Below are 13226 nucleotides of genomic sequence, written 5' to 3'. Positions count from 1 at the left end.
CGATAGCGCAAATCAGCGCGCCCCGCGCACCGCGATCGAGGCCAGCACCGCTGCGCGCATGTCGGCATTGCCGCAATCGCTGGCGATCGCCTCGTCCATCGCATCGAAATAGTGCCGTGCCATCGTCCGGCTCCAGCCATTGGCGAGCAGATGCTCCAGCCCGTGCGCCAGATCGCTGACACACGGCATGGCGTTGCTGTCGGCGATGCGGCGCATCCGGTCGATCTGGACGGCAAGCTCGGCGCGCGAAACCCGCCATGCGATGGCGCGGACATGGCCCGCCTGCATGCGCAGCTGCTGGCGCGCCAGCTTCAGCCGGTCTTCCGTGCTGTCCGATGCTGCCGGGTCCTGCATAACCGCTCCTGCTGTCCGCCTGTGATGCTGCACAGTGTCACAGCTGGGTTAATTTTTGGGCAAGGCTGATCGTGCGGCGGCAGGCGGCCTGTGCGGGGCACCGTGCTTGACAAGCCGGGGGCGTTGCGGCAAGGGCGGCGCTCGCATATTCAGGGCGGCCATTTGTGCCGCTCTTTGTGTTTTTGATTCGCTTAAATTTCCGGTGTCCGGCGCAGGCCGGGCACCATCGCAACATCATCCAAACCCAAAGGAACAGGTCATGGCCAAGCCAGCCACTGTGAAAATCCGCCTGGTCAGCACCGAAGGCACCGGCTTCTTCTATGTCACCAAGAAGAACCCGCGCAACACCACCGAGAAGATGAGCTTCCGCAAGTACGATCCCGTCGCGCGCAAGCACGTCGAGTTCAAGGAAGCCAAGATCAAGTAATCTTGGTTGCGCACGCCAGATGAACCGGCAATTCAGCGCCGGTTCAATCGGCTGCGCCCAGGGGCTTGGGGTTCCTTCCCAGATGAAAGCCCGCCCCAGATGCTGAATTTCCGGTTCCGTTCCATCGCCGCCGCGCTGCTCGCGACCTCCATGGTCGCAGCGCCGTTTGCCCTGCCCCAGGCCGCCATCGGCCAGGCAGGCCAGCAGGCAAACCCCGGCGGGGATCTGGCGCAGGTGTCCCGGCACCTCAAGGCGATGCAGTCGCTGCGCGCCAGCTTCACCCAGACCGATCGCACCGGCCAGACGCTCAGCGGCACGCTGACGCTCAAGCAGCCGGGCAGGATCCGCTTCGAATATCAGAAGGACGCGCAGCTGCTGATCGTCAGCGATGGCCGCGCGCTCACGATGATCGACTATCAGGTCAAGCAGGTTCAGCGCTGGCCGATCCGCAACTCGCCGCTGGGCGCGCTGCTCGATCCCAATCGCGATCTCACCAAATATGGCAAGCTGCTTCAGACCAACGACCCCGATGTCGTCAGTGTCGAGGTGCGCGATCCCAAGCGCCCCGAATATGGGGTGATCACGCTGATCTTCACGCGCAGCGGTGCGGCGCCGGGCGGATTGTCGCTGGTCGGCTGGGTCGCGCTCGATTCGCAGAACAAGCGCACCACCATCCGCCTGTCGGGCCAGCAGTACAATGTCGCGGTTGCCGACAGCGCCTTTGCCTGGACCGATCCGCGCGCAAAGGGCCCGCGCCGCTAGGCTTGATCTCCTTATAATAGGTCATCGTCATTCCCGCTAAGGCGGAAATCCCGCTTGAATCCGAACGGCGCGAGAGAAAGCGAGGCCCCGCGTGCGCGGGGGTGACGACGAAGAGTTGATAATCAAATCGCCAGCGCAGACGAACCGCCTTTACCGTTCGACGAACTGCGAAAGGCTCGCAAATCTGTTCACATGGCAGACAGGCTTGGCTGACTAGAACGGTTTTCGAAGACGGCGCCAAGGTTTCCCCCTGTTACCTTGACGAACCACCGGCTTCAACCAAGCGTGACGAACGCAAAAAAGAACCCTCGTTCCAATGCCCCCGGGACGAGGGTTTTTTGCGCTCTTTTCCGCCGACCGGAGTGTTTAGGGCTTGGGTTTGCGCACATCGCTGGCTAGAGCCTTGCCATGGCAACCCCCCTCAAGATCGCATCATGGAACATCAACTCGGTCCGTTTCCGGCTGGACTCGGTGCAGCGTTTTCTGGCTGAGGAACAGCCCGACATCCTGTGCCTGCAGGAGACGAAGGTCATCAACAACGACTTTCCCGAGGGCCCCTTCCGCCAGCTTGGCTACAACTTCCAGAAGCTGAACGGCCAGCCGATGCATCACGGCGTGGCGATCATCGCCAAGGTGCGGCTGAGCGACGACAACCGGCTCGACTGGCAGGCCAATGGCGAGGCGCGGCACATCGGCGTCAACATAACCGGCCCGCTGGGCGGCACCGTGCGGCTGGAGAACGTCTATGTTCCGGCCGGCGGCGAGATCCCCGACCGCAACGTCAGCCCCAAATTCGGCCAGAAGCTCGATTTCATCGAGCGGATGACGCAATGGTCGAGCGGCCTGACAGGTCGCACCATCATCCTGGGCGATTTCAACATCGCCCCGCTGGAGGATGACGTGTGGAGCCACAAGCAGCTGATCAACACCGTCAGCCATACGCCGATCGAGATCGAGCGGCTGAAGGCGATGCAGGATGCGCACAACTGGGTCGATATCGGCCGCAAATTCTATCCCGCGCCCGAACGGCTGTTCACGTGGTGGAGCTATCGCGCGCGCGACTGGTCGGTGTCCGATCGCGGCCGCAGGCTCGACCATATCTGGGTGTCGCCCGACATCGTCGAGACGGTCAAGAGCCACCGCGTGGTCGAGCCCTGCCGCGGCTGGCCCCAGCCCTCCGACCACGCCCCGCTGATCAGCGAGTTCCTGTTCTGATGGAGCCTGCCATCTCATGAACGCGCGCGCTGCGGCCCGGGCGCTCGATGCGCTGGCCCGGGGCTGGGATATCATTGTCGATGCGCCCGACGGGCAGTTGGCCCTGCGTCCGGTGGAAACCGGCGCGGCGCCCGAAGCTGCCCAGCCGCGGCTGCTGATCTCCGCAGCACGAGCGATCACGCTCAAGCTTGCCAACCAGAAGGACGCCGCCCGGCCCGATGCGCCGGTGTGCATCGCGGTGCCAGGCGCGCTCGATTCGGCGCTGGCGGTGGCGATCGCGGATCCCTCGCTCGATCTGTCCCGCCCGATGAAGGGGCCGTTCGCCGCGCAGCCGCTGCCAGCTCCTGAGGCCGCAGAGGCCGCGATGCAGCTCGCGCGGCTGGCGGGGCTGCTTCCGGCCTATCATATCCTGACCGAGGCAGAGGCCGAGGCGCCCCGTGTTACCCCAGCCGATGTTGCCGCGTACGCCGACCCCACCACGCTGCGCATCGCCGCACGCGCGCGGCTGCCGGTCAGCGCCAGCGACACCGCCGAGATCGTCGCCTTCCGCTCGGACGCCGATTTTCACGAACATGTCGCGCTGATCGTCGGCACCCCCGATGACAGCCTGCCGGTGGTGCGGCTGCACTCCGAATGCCTGACCGGCGACGTGCTGGGCAGCCTGAAATGCGATTGCGGCCCGCAGCTGCACGGCGCGCTGCACGCAATGGCGCACGCGCAATGGGGCATCCTGCTCTATCTGCGTCAGGAAGGCCGCGGCATCGGGCTGATCAACAAATTGCGCGCCTATCAGCTGCAGGATCAGGGCTTCGATACGGTCGATGCCAACAACCGGCTGGGCTTTCCGACCGACGCGCGCGATTTCGCGGTGGCCGCGCAGATGCTCAAGGCGCTGCATGTCCCCGCGATCCGGCTGATGACCAATAACCCCGAAAAGCAGGCGGTGCTCGCCAGCCTCGGCGTGACCATCGCCGAGCGGCTGCCGCTGCAGATTCCCGCCAACCCGCACAATGCGCACTATCTGGTCACCAAGCGCGACCGGACCGGGCACCAGTTGTGAGCGACACCATCCGCGTCGATGCCCAGGCGCTGACGGTGACCCTGGGTGACTGGCAGGTGCCCTGCAGCATCGGCCGCAGCGGGGCATGCGCTGCCGATGCAAAGCGCGAGGGCGATGGCTGCACGCCGCTGGGCCGCTGGCCGATTCGCGCGGTGCTGTTTCGCCCCGGCCGCGCCACCCCGCCGCCGGGCCTTGCGCTGCCGTGGCGCTGGACCTCGCCGGGCGATGGCTGGTCGGACGATCCTGCCGACCCCGCCTACAACCGCCCGGTGCGCCTGCCCCACAGCTTCAGCGCCGAGACGCTGCAGCGCGAGGACATGCTGTACGACGTGGTGCTGGTGCTGGGCCACAACGATACGCCGCCGGTGCCCGGCGAAGGCAGCGCGATCTTCTTCCATCTGTGGAATGAGGCGAAACCGGCAGCCGAGCGCAGCACCGAAGGCTGCGTGGCGATTGCGCGAAGTGACATGGACGCGCTGCTGCCGAAGTTGAAGCCGGGAATGGTGGTGGAGATCGAGTAGATTTGCCCTGCGCAAATCCTCTCCCGGAACGGCGAGGATTTACTCCATCCCCACCTCGAACACCGGCTCATAGACGCTGCCGTCGCGGCCCATATGGCTCTCCATCAGCACCAGCTGGTCGAAGGCGAACATGTCAGCCGGCAACAGCGGCTGCGCGCCCAGCCAGGCGGCGAGCTGGTCGGGCGGGGGCGCCATGGTCCGCGCGAACCGGGCGAGCGTGATGTGCGGAACGTATTTGCGCCCCTCCGGCTCGAGCCCGATGCCGACGCAGAGCCGGTCCAGCCGTGCATGCAGCCTCTCCAGCGGATCGCGCGGCGACAGGCCTGCCCAGAGCTGGTCGACCCGCTCGCGCCGATCAAAGAACCCGAAACCGTCGAGCCGCGCCTCGATACGCGCGAACCGCTCGCGGCGCAGCGCGAGCATCAGCGCGTCGGCGGCGTGGCGATCGACATCGCCGATGAAACGCAGGGTCACGTGCAGCTGTGCATCGCTCTGCCGGCGCGCGCCGGCAAGCGCGTGCATGGTGGCGAGCAGGCTGCGGCGGACCTCCACCGGCGGGACAAGAGCAAGGAACAGGCGCATGGTTAAGGAGTTCCGTAGCAAAGCACGACGAACAGAACACCGGTTTCGCTTGAAATTCCGGTGGTGAAGGGTGATATTGTGTCCATCCGGCAACTATGCCGGGCAAAGGAGAATTTTTCGATGGCTGACCGTTTTGATCCTCGTACGACGGATCGACTTCGTGCCGGTTCGTTCGATGCGCAACAGGGTGTGGGAGCCAGCGCCGCAACGGATGCTGGCCTGCGTTCCTATATGCTGTCCATTTACAACTACATGACCAGCGGCATCCTGCTGACCGGCGTTGTCGCGCTGCTGTTTGCCCAGTCGGGCATGGCCGCGCAGATCATGTTCGGCCCCGGCCTGATGAAGTACCTGATCATCTTCTCGCCGCTCGCGATTGTCTTCGCGATGAGCTTCGGCATGAACAAGTTCTCGACCGCCGCCCTTCAGGCGATGTTCTGGGGCTTTGCGCTGCTGATGGGCCTGAGCATGTCGACGGTGTTCCTGGTCTATACCGGTGAAAGCGTCGCGCTGGCGTTCTTCTCGACCGCAGCGGCGTTCGCGGGGCTCAGCCTGTTCGGCTACACCACCAAGAAGGACCTCACCGGTTGGGGCAGCTTCCTGATCATGGGTCTGGTCGGCCTGATCGTCGCCAGCCTGCTCAACATCTTCCTCAAGTCGTCGGTGATGGGTCTGGTCATCAGCTATGCCGCGGTGCTGATCTTCGCAGGCCTCACCGCCTATGACACCCAGCGTCTCAAGAGCACTTATGCCTATGTCGCCGGAACCGACATGATGGGCAAGGTGGTCATCATGGGCGCGCTGAGCCTCTATCTCAACTTCATCAACATGTTCCAGGCGCTGCTGAGCATCATGGGCAGTCGCGACTGATTGCCCGGAAAGCCCTGGAACACTGACAACCCGGCGGAGCAATCCGCCGGGTTTTTTTGTCTGCCGTTGTCACGCTGCGCGGTCGGCGCCCCGCTCGGCCGGTCGCTCGCCTGACTCGCCTTGTCGCGCATGCGGCCCGCCCTTTGCTGGCAGCCATTTCACGGTTCACCGTTTTGGTGTTGAGATCATCGCTTGGCGGGCATAGAATCATGCTTAAGAGAACGCGGCGGGACACATGTCCCTGCGCGCGCCACCAGGAGAAACAGCAAATGGCACGTATGGGCCTCAACCGTGCAGCAGCCTTGGCCGTCGCGGCCGGCATGACCACCGTGATTTCGGCCTGTGGCGGCGCCAAGCCCGCGCCGGTCGCGGTTGCCCCGCCGCCGCCGCCGGTGGTTGTCGCCCCGCCGCGCATGCCCAGCCCGCCCTCGAACGCGATGCTGGCGATGACCGTGCCCGCACTGCGCGCCGACGGCCTGCGCGATACGCCAATGCGCGATATCGATGACAACGAGAAATTGTGGTATTTCCGCGCCGCGTTCAACGTCGCTGCGCTCAACTGCCAGAGCCCCCAGCATTTCCGCATCGCCGACGATTACAACCTGTTCCTAAAAACCCACAAGCGCGAGCTCGACCGGGTCAACAGAAGCGTCGAGGAAACGTACCGCAAGCGCCATGGCGCAGGCTATGCCCGCATCCGCGATACCGAAAACACCCAGGTTTACAATTTCTTCGCCTTCCCGCCGACCAAGAACGACTTCTGCGAAGCCGCCCTGGTGCTGGGCCAGGAAGCCGCAGCGATCCCGTCCAAGGATCTGGTCGCCTTCTCGGCGCGCGCGCTGCCGACGCTTGAAGGCGTTTTCGACCGCTTCTACGCATCCTATGAAGGCTATCAGACCGACCTGCAGAAGTGGATCGCGCTGTACGGCAGCCCCGAGATGCGCGCTGCGCAGGCCGCACAGGCCGCACAGGCCAGCGGCATGGTCCAGCCCACCAACGCATCGGGCACCGCGCCTGCGGCAGCCTCCAATCCGCCGGTACTGCCGACGATCCTGCCCTCCAGCGGCGACTGACCGGCACGCGCGCGCCGCATTTTCCGGCTGGATCGGTGGCGGGCGAGCCAGTATATCGCCTGCACCGGATTTTCCCACCGGACGATCAGGGGCCGTAGCTCAGTTGGGAGAGCGCGTCGTTCGCAATGACGAGGTCAGGGGTTCGATTCCCCTCGGCTCCACCAGCCCCGCCCGCACCTGTGCGGGCGGCTGACCTGGAGCGCAACGGGCCTGTCCCCCTGCTATCTCATCGCCACCTTTTTCGGCGCCCCTGCCTTGGCCATCAGCGCCTTGTCCTCATTGGCGCGGGCGATGACATAGTGGCGGATGCTGTCGATCTGAGGCTTCGTCATCACCGAGGCAAAGCTCACCATGCCATTGTCCTTGAGCGCTCCGCCATGGACGATCGTCTGCCAGTTCTCGGGGCTGGCCAGCGTGCCGGAATAGCGCAGATCAGGGATGATGCCGCCGCGGCCCGAGGCCTGGATCGCGGCATCGCCATGGCACACCGTGCAATAACGGCCATATTGCGTCGCACCGCCCTGCACCACGTCCGCAGCAGCGGTGAGCGCCGGCGGATCGAGCGGCAGCTCATCGGCGGCGGGCATATCGGGCAGCTTGGCCTTGCCGCCCAGCTTGAACACCAGCAGCCGCGAGATGTTGCGCACCGGGCCTGACATGTCGCTCAGCACGCCTGCGGTGATCGCCCAGGCACCGCCCCATCCGGCGAGCACCGCGACATATTGCTGGCCATCGATCGCAAAGGTCATCGGCGCGGCGACCACGCCGGTCTGCGCCGGGAAGCTCCACAATTGCCTGCCCTGCGCAGAATCATACGCGACGAAATTGCCCATCGCATTGCCCTGGAACACCAGCCCGCCTGCGGTCGCCAGCACGCCGCCGTTCCACGGCCCGCCCAGGGTGACGCGCCAGCGCTCCTTCTGCGCGACCGGGTCCCAGGCGATCAGCACCCCCTTGGTCGCCTTGCGCGCCGCCTCGCGCACCGCGTTGTCGGCGGGCATCGCGTTGTTCGCGGTGTCCATGCCGACGTTGAAGCCCAGTTTCGAAGGCTTCCATCCCGCCGCCGGGATATAGGGATAGGCGGTGATCTGCGCGGGGATGAACACCAGTTTCTGCTTGGCGTCGAATGCCATCGGATGCCAGTTGTGCGCACCCAGCGGGCCGGGCGAGACGACAAAGGGCTTGCCGGTCTTGTCGACCCGCGCTTCCGGGTTCTCGATCGGCCGTCCGGTGGCTTGGTCGACCCCGGTCGCCCAGTTCACGGGTACGAAATTGTTGGCGGAGATGAATTCGCCGGTTGCGCGGTCGATGACATAGAAGAAGCCGTTCTTGGGCGCCTGCATCAGCACCTTGCGCGTCTTGCCGTCGATCTCGAGATCGGCGAGCATGATGTGCTGGGTGGCGGTATAGTCCCAGGTCTCGCCCGGGGTGGTCTGGTAATGCCACGCATACTCGCCGGTCTTCACCCGGATCGCGACGATCGAGGACAGGTACAGGTTGTCGCCGCCGCCGGGCGAGCGATAGGCCTGGTTCCATGGGGACCCGTTGCCGACGCCGACATAGAGCAGGCCGAGTTCGGGGTCATAGGCCATCGCGTCCCAGACGGTGCCGCCGCCGCCGATGTTCCAGTATTCGCCCTTCCAGGTGGCTTCAGCGGTCTTGAGGTACTCGGCCTCGTTGGCGCCGGGGCGGTCGGGGACGGTGTAGAATTTCCACAACTGCTTGCCGGTCGCCGCATCATAGGCCGCGACAAAGCCGCGCACGCCGAACTCGGCGCCGCCATTGCCGATGATCACCATGCCGTCGATCACCCGCGGTGCGCCGGTGACGGTGTACGACTTGCCCTGATCGACCGTGACCTTGCTCCAGATCTCGCGGCCCGTGCCGCGATCGAGCGCGATCAGCCGGCCATCGAGGGTGCCCAGGAACAGCATGTTGCCCCAGGCGGCAAGACCCCGGTTGACGACATCGCAGCACGCCTTGACCCCGGTCTCGCCGGGCACCTTGGGGTCGAAATCCCAAAGCGGCTTGCCGGTGACGGCGTCATAGGCCTTCACCTTGGACCAGGCGGTGGTGACGTAGATCTTGCCGTCGATCACCAGTGGCGTGGCTTCCTGGCCGCGCGCGGTGTCCATGTCGGCATACCAGGCCAGGCCCAGTTCGCCGATATTGCCGGGGTTGATCTGGTCGAGCGGGCTGTAGCGCTGCTCGTCATAGGTGCGGCCATAGCTCAGCCATTCACCGCCATCGGCCTTGATGATCCGCGCGCCATCGATCCCGGTGGTGCCGGTCGTCGCGGTCTCGCCGCCGCCCGAACATGCCGCCGCCAGCAGCGCGAGCGCCGCCCCCATCAGAGCCTTCAGCCTCATCGCCCGTCCCTCTTCCCTTTTGCCTTGACCTTTGGCGGCCAATGGCTGTCTTTGCGCCTGCCGGATATTGACGAGGGCCAGACGGCTTGTCCATGGTGATTTAACTATCCGGTTAAAAGTTGGCCGGTTAACGACAGGAGAGTTTCATGTTTTCACACGTCATGCTGGGCGCGGACGATATCGACGCGTCCAAGGCGTTCTACGATGCAACGATAACCGCGCTGGGCGGCAAACCCGGAATGGTCGACCCCAAGGGCCGCGTCATCTACATGCACAATGGCGGACTGTTCCTGCTGACCAAGCCGATCGACGGCCAACCGGCCAGCTGCGGCAACGGCAGCACCATCGGCTTTGCCGCGACCTCGGCCGAGCAGGCAGATGCCTGGCATGCCGCAGGCCTGGCGCATGGCGGCACCGCAATCGAGGATCCGCCGGGCGTGCGCGAAGGCGCAGGCATGAAGCTGTACCTTGCCTATCTGCGCGACCCTGCCGGCAACAAGGTATGCGCGATGCACCGGGTGTGAGCATTGCTGCGGAGGTGGCACCTGCCGCCTCCGCACATGCCTCCCAACTGCCGCCTTGCATTCGTCACCGAATCCCGCTAGGCGCGCACGCTTCCGACAAAGCGGGCTGGCTGGTTATGGGCTGCCATGTTCGCTTGTATACGGACTTCCAACGAAGGAGACCAAAATGCCCAAGCTGAAGACCAAGAGCGGTGTGAAGAAGCGCTTCAAGCTCACCGCCACCGGCAAAATCAAGCATGGCGTCGCTGGCAAGCGTCACCGTTTGATGAGCCACAATGCGAAGTATATCCGCCAGAATCGTGGCACCTCGGTCATCTCGGATGCCGATGCCAAGACCATCAAGAAATGGGCGCCGTACGGCCTGGGTTGATCCCGCCTTACCGTTTCTCAAGTTCTCGATAATCAAAGGATATAGCATATGGCACGCGTCAAACGGGGTGTTACCACCCGCGCCAAGCATAAGCGCATTCTCGTACAGGCGAAGGGCTATTACGGCCGTCGCAAGAATACCATCCGCATCGCCCGTCAGGCCGTCGAAAAGGCAGGCCAGTACGCGTATCGCGACCGCAAGGCCAAGAAGCGCAATTTCCGCGCTCTGTGGATCGTGCGCATCAACGCTGCGACCCGCATGGAAGGCCTCACCTATGGCCAGTTCATGCACGGTCTGAAGCTGGCAGGCGTCGAACTGGACCGCAAGGTTCTGGCCGATCTCGCCATGCACGAAGCCGAGGTCTTCAAGACCCTGGTCAAGCAGGCACAGGCAGCTCTGCCCGCCGCATAAGCGCCAGCGCTCATCGCCAAAACATCGCAAAAGCGCCGGGATCGTTCGATTTCCGGCGCTTTTTCGTGCATGCTCGCTACGCCGCTGGCCCCCTTTTCGTGATGCGTCATGCCGGACGCCCCCTTGCGCAGGCCTGACTCATGACCCCGCCCGAGCCCAGCCCGACCGAATCTGCCAAGCCTGCGCGCGGCGCCAGCAGGCGCGGACGGTGGCTTCTCGGTGCATTGCTGGCGGTGCTGGTCACTGCCGCGCTGGCGCTGCTCAGCCTGACGCCGCTGGTTCCCGAGGCTGCCACCCCCGATACCGCAAGCGCGGCTGCAGCGCGCAATGCCCTGCAGCAGATCACGGGCAGCGATACCCGGCGCGGCGCGCTGGTGCAGATCACCGTGACGCAGCGCGAGCTTGATGGGCTGGCAGGGCTTGCCAGCGAGGCGCTGGCCCCGCTTCGCATCCGCGCACGGCTGCAGCCTGCCGCCCTGTCAAGGCAATCGCGCGGCGGCGAGATGGTCGTCGACATGAGCCGCGAGCTTGGTGCGGGCCTGTGGGTCAATGCAGTCGCGCTGGTGCGCCCGAACGATGCCGCCAAGGCTGCTGCGCTGCCCGAGCTGGCGGTGACCATCGGCCGCGTACCCGTGCCGCAATGGCTGAGCTACTGGGCGCTGGCCCGCCTGTGGCGCCAGGCGCAAGGCGATGCGGCAAAGCCGGTGGCGCTGGAACAGGCGCTCAGGCGCTTCACCATAGCGCCGGACAAGGCGCGGGTGGTGCTGGTCAATCCCGGGCGCGGGGCCGCGCTGGCCGGGCTCGCCCAGGCGGGCGGCACCACCCCCGACCCCGAAAGGCTCGCCGCCGCCTATTGCGCGATCGCCGGCACCGCCGGGGCGGATCTGCCCATGCTGGTGCGGCTGGCAGCTGCGCAGAAGCCTCCCGCCGGCATCAGCGCTGAAGATCACAACCGCGTGCTGCTGACCGCGATCGCGATGCGCGCGGTGCCCGAATATCGCGAGAAGCTGGCAGGGTCGGCCCGCGCGCTGGTGGCGGATTGCGGCGCCAGCGCAGACCCGGTGACGCTGGCGGGGCGCGAGGATCTGGCCAAGCACTGGGCGCTGTCGGCCGCGATCTCGGCCACGCTGGGGAGCCAGGTCGCGCGATCGATGGGGACGTGGAAGGAACTGGCGGACAGCAGCGAAGGCGGCAGCGGCTTTTCGTTCGTCGATCTGGCCGCGGACCGCTCAGGCGAACGATTTGCCATGGCGGCGGTCAAGCCGCAGCTGGCGCGCACGGTGCAAACCCGGCTGGTCGCGATCACGCAGGATCAGATTCTGCCGCCCGAACTGCTGACAAGGCCGGAAGGGCTCGATCAGGCGGCGTTCGAGCGCGATTACACTGCGGTCGATTCGCCCGAATATGCCGCGGCCGTGCGCACCATTGACCGGATGCTGGGCAATGCCGGGGTGCCCTGAGGGGGCCGCCCCCGATCCCCGCGATCAGCTCTTCTTGGTCTGCAGCGCCTTGAGCGCGGCGAATGGCCCGCTGTCTTCGGGGGTGGAAAGGCCGTATTCGGCGCGCGCCGCATCCGCCCCGGGACCCTCGGCAAACGGATCGATCTCCAGCGCCAGCGTCTGTGCGATCGCCTCGCCCAGATCAAGCGTGCTGCCCGAATAGGCGATGGTGTCGAGATCGTCCGCGGCCAGTTCGACTTCGTCGCCCGCGGCCTGCATCGCCGCCTCGTAATCGGCTTCGGGCACGAAGCGCAGGCGATAGTCCGATGCGATCCGCACCGGAAAATCCTCGGCCGAGATCGCGCAGCTCTGTACCAGGATGGCGGTGATCGTGCCGCGAACCTCTACCCCCCGGTCGGTTTCCTCGACCGTCGCTGTCGCCTTCAAGGCATCGATCGAGACGATAAAGAACCGGCGCGCGAGCGCGGCGCGTTCGGTCTTGTTGGCGACCAGATCGATCTGCTGGCGCGGCAGTGCGCGCAGATCGACCGGCCGCGAGAATTCCACAGGCGGCTGCATCAGAAATCGCCCTGCAGGATTGCGCTCACGGGCAGGGCCTTGAGCCGGGCGTACAGCGCCATCAGGTGCTGCGCGGCAGCGGCCACCGCGGCATCGCTGACGGTGGCGTCGCCGTACAGATTGCGGCGCAGCGCATCGGCGAGCAGCGCGGCGTCGCCCGCTTCCAGCGCGCCGCGATAGGCGCCCAGCCTGCCGCCCAGCGCGCTCATCATCTTGCCGATATGCTTGCCGACGATCAGGTCACCGACGCCGTTCTGGCGCAGCTGGCCATCCATGTCATCGACGAACAGTTCGGCCAGATGCACCGAAAAATGCCGTACCGTGGTGTCGGCATCGTCGCGTTCCAGCCGCAGCAGCACCGCGCCCAGCACCGTCATCACCGCCTCGAACCGGCCATCGACGCTGTCTGCCACTCCGCCATCGAGATACCAATAGGGGTCGCGGCCCAGCGCCACGACGCGGTCATAGGCCGGACGCGCCTGTTCGCGGGGGTCCTTGCGGGCAAAGATACGGGAGAGGACGGACATGGTTCAGCTTTTCCAGATGGAGCAGGCAGCGTTAAGCCACAATTCATTGGCCACTTGTGATGCAGGGGCTAAGTGCATATTGAGGCGTCAACGGCAAGTTGCAAGAGATGGGTGAGGCTGCGAGGCCCATGTCCATCGCCCTG

General features: G+C 65.4%; 16 protein-coding genes and 1 tRNA gene. 12 read left to right on the top strand and 5 right to left on the bottom strand.

Features of this window, described 5'->3' with window-relative positions; genetic code table 11:
- Positions 1–12: 12 nt before the first annotated feature.
- Positions 13–354, bottom strand: a complete 342-nt coding sequence (locus tag BSY18_RS16670; RefSeq protein WP_054136016.1) for a hypothetical protein — start codon at positions 352–354, stop codon at positions 13–15.
- A gap of 259 nt (positions 355–613) precedes the next feature.
- Here BSY18_RS16670 and rpmG point away from each other — a divergent pair, with 259 nt between their 5' ends.
- The 5 genes from rpmG (at position 614) to BSY18_RS16645 (ending at position 4339) form a co-directional block, all read left to right on the top strand.
- Entirely contained in the window at positions 614–781 is a 168-nt protein-coding gene (rpmG, locus tag BSY18_RS16665; protein ID WP_017669518.1) for a 50S ribosomal protein L33, read from the top strand.
- Between the two features lie 99 nt (positions 782–880).
- Complete coding sequence (locus BSY18_RS16660) at positions 881–1543, top strand: LolA family protein (RefSeq protein WP_069051242.1); 663 nt, start codon at positions 881–883, stop codon at positions 1541–1543.
- Between the two features lie 408 nt (positions 1544–1951).
- Complete coding sequence (locus BSY18_RS16655; protein ID WP_054136017.1) at positions 1952–2758, top strand: exodeoxyribonuclease III; 807 nt, start codon at positions 1952–1954, stop codon at positions 2756–2758.
- 16 nt (positions 2759–2774) lie between these two features.
- Positions 2775–3818, top strand: coding sequence for a GTP cyclohydrolase II (gene ribA, locus BSY18_RS16650; protein WP_054136018.1), 1044 nt, complete (start codon positions 2775–2777; stop codon positions 3816–3818).
- Positions 3815–4339, top strand: a complete 525-nt coding sequence (locus BSY18_RS16645; RefSeq protein ID WP_236823393.1) for a L,D-transpeptidase family protein — start codon at positions 3815–3817, stop codon at positions 4337–4339. The genes ribA and BSY18_RS16645 overlap by 4 nt, the downstream gene beginning before the upstream one ends.
- Before the next feature lie 39 nt (positions 4340–4378).
- Here the strand turns inward: BSY18_RS16645 and thpR are convergent, their stop codons facing one another.
- Positions 4379–4921, bottom strand: a complete 543-nt coding sequence (gene thpR, locus BSY18_RS16640) for an RNA 2',3'-cyclic phosphodiesterase (protein WP_069051241.1) — start codon at positions 4919–4921, stop codon at positions 4379–4381.
- A gap of 120 nt (positions 4922–5041) precedes the next feature.
- Between thpR and BSY18_RS16635 the strand changes: the two genes are divergently transcribed.
- The 3 genes from BSY18_RS16635 (at position 5042) to BSY18_RS16625 (ending at position 7028) form a co-directional block, all read left to right on the top strand.
- Complete coding sequence (locus tag BSY18_RS16635) at positions 5042–5791, top strand: Bax inhibitor-1/YccA family protein (protein ID WP_054136020.1); 750 nt, start codon at positions 5042–5044, stop codon at positions 5789–5791.
- 269 nt (positions 5792–6060) lie between these two features.
- Entirely contained in the window at positions 6061–6864 is an 804-nt protein-coding gene (locus BSY18_RS16630) for a hypothetical protein (protein ID WP_150126312.1), read from the top strand.
- A gap of 88 nt (positions 6865–6952) precedes the next feature.
- Positions 6953–7028 (top strand) — tRNA-Ala (locus BSY18_RS16625).
- A 57-nt stretch (positions 7029–7085) separates the two neighbouring features.
- Here the strand turns inward: BSY18_RS16625 and BSY18_RS16620 are convergent.
- Positions 7086–9233, bottom strand: a complete 2148-nt coding sequence (locus BSY18_RS16620) for a PQQ-dependent dehydrogenase, methanol/ethanol family (protein WP_069051239.1) — start codon at positions 9231–9233, stop codon at positions 7086–7088.
- Positions 9234–9379: 146 nt separating this feature from the next.
- On the opposite strand from BSY18_RS16620, the gene BSY18_RS16615 reads away from it, so the two are divergent.
- From BSY18_RS16615 to BSY18_RS16600, 4 genes are all read left to right on the top strand, one after another.
- Positions 9380–9757, top strand: a complete 378-nt coding sequence (locus tag BSY18_RS16615; RefSeq protein WP_054136023.1) for a VOC family protein — start codon at positions 9380–9382, stop codon at positions 9755–9757.
- Positions 9758–9923: 166 nt separating this feature from the next.
- Complete coding sequence (rpmI, locus tag BSY18_RS16610) at positions 9924–10127, top strand: 50S ribosomal protein L35 (RefSeq protein WP_054136024.1); 204 nt, start codon at positions 9924–9926, stop codon at positions 10125–10127.
- Between the two features lie 48 nt (positions 10128–10175).
- Complete coding sequence (gene rplT, locus BSY18_RS16605; protein ID WP_054136025.1) at positions 10176–10538, top strand: 50S ribosomal protein L20; 363 nt, start codon at positions 10176–10178, stop codon at positions 10536–10538.
- A gap of 140 nt (positions 10539–10678) precedes the next feature.
- Positions 10679–11998, top strand: a complete 1320-nt coding sequence (locus BSY18_RS16600) for a hypothetical protein (protein ID WP_069051238.1) — start codon at positions 10679–10681, stop codon at positions 11996–11998.
- A gap of 24 nt (positions 11999–12022) precedes the next feature.
- Here the strand turns inward: BSY18_RS16600 and BSY18_RS16595 are convergent, their stop codons facing one another.
- Together BSY18_RS16595 and BSY18_RS16590 are read right to left on the bottom strand one after the other, a co-directional pair.
- On the bottom strand, positions 12023–12556 hold the full coding sequence (locus BSY18_RS16595; RefSeq protein WP_069051237.1) for a YceD family protein: 534 nt from the start codon (positions 12554–12556) through the stop codon (positions 12023–12025).
- The gene (locus tag BSY18_RS16590; protein WP_069051236.1) at positions 12556–13083 is read right to left on the bottom strand and encodes a ubiquinol-cytochrome C chaperone family protein; all 528 of its coding nucleotides are present in this window, start codon (positions 13081–13083) and stop codon (positions 12556–12558) included. The genes BSY18_RS16595 and BSY18_RS16590 overlap by 1 nt, the downstream gene beginning before the upstream one ends.
- Between the last annotated feature and the right edge of the window lie 143 nt (positions 13084–13226).

The sequence above is a fragment of the Blastomonas sp. RAC04 genome (genome assembly GCF_001713435.1).
GTDB lineage: Bacteria > Pseudomonadota > Alphaproteobacteria > Sphingomonadales > Sphingomonadaceae > Blastomonas > Blastomonas fulva.
The sequence above is the reverse complement of the archived record's forward strand: the minus strand, read 5'-3'. Positions and strand labels throughout refer to the sequence as shown.

Excerpts from the sequence above, each read along its gene's own strand:
- BSY18_RS16590 (WP_069051236.1), bottom strand. The coding sequence starts at position 13,083 with ATGTCCGTCCTCTCCCGTATCTTTGCCCGCAAGGACCCCCGCGAACAG.
- rplT (WP_054136025.1), top strand. The coding sequence starts at position 10,176 with ATGGCACGCGTCAAACGGGGTGTTACCACCCGCGCCAAGCATAAGCGC.
- ribA (WP_054136018.1), top strand. The coding sequence starts at position 2,775 with ATGAACGCGCGCGCTGCGGCCCGGGCGCTCGATGCGCTGGCCCGGGGC.
- BSY18_RS16670 (WP_054136016.1), bottom strand. The coding sequence starts at position 354 with ATGCAGGACCCGGCAGCATCGGACAGCACGGAAGACCGGCTGAAGCTG.
- rpmG (WP_017669518.1), top strand. The coding sequence starts at position 614 with ATGGCCAAGCCAGCCACTGTGAAAATCCGCCTGGTCAGCACCGAAGGC.
- BSY18_RS16600 (WP_069051238.1), top strand. The coding sequence starts at position 10,679 with ATGACCCCGCCCGAGCCCAGCCCGACCGAATCTGCCAAGCCTGCGCGC.
- BSY18_RS16620 (WP_069051239.1), bottom strand. The coding sequence starts at position 9,233 with ATGAGGCTGAAGGCTCTGATGGGGGCGGCGCTCGCGCTGCTGGCGGCG.
- rpmI (WP_054136024.1), top strand. The coding sequence starts at position 9,924 with ATGCCCAAGCTGAAGACCAAGAGCGGTGTGAAGAAGCGCTTCAAGCTC.
- BSY18_RS16655 (WP_054136017.1), top strand. The coding sequence starts at position 1,952 with ATGGCAACCCCCCTCAAGATCGCATCATGGAACATCAACTCGGTCCGT.
- thpR (WP_069051241.1), bottom strand. The coding sequence starts at position 4,921 with ATGCGCCTGTTCCTTGCTCTTGTCCCGCCGGTGGAGGTCCGCCGCAGC.
- BSY18_RS16595 (WP_069051237.1), bottom strand. The coding sequence starts at position 12,556 with ATGCAGCCGCCTGTGGAATTCTCGCGGCCGGTCGATCTGCGCGCACTG.
- BSY18_RS16660 (WP_069051242.1), top strand. The coding sequence starts at position 881 with ATGCTGAATTTCCGGTTCCGTTCCATCGCCGCCGCGCTGCTCGCGACC.
- BSY18_RS16615 (WP_054136023.1), top strand. The coding sequence starts at position 9,380 with ATGTTTTCACACGTCATGCTGGGCGCGGACGATATCGACGCGTCCAAG.
- BSY18_RS16635 (WP_054136020.1), top strand. The coding sequence starts at position 5,042 with ATGGCTGACCGTTTTGATCCTCGTACGACGGATCGACTTCGTGCCGGT.
- BSY18_RS16630 (WP_150126312.1), top strand. The coding sequence starts at position 6,061 with ATGGCACGTATGGGCCTCAACCGTGCAGCAGCCTTGGCCGTCGCGGCC.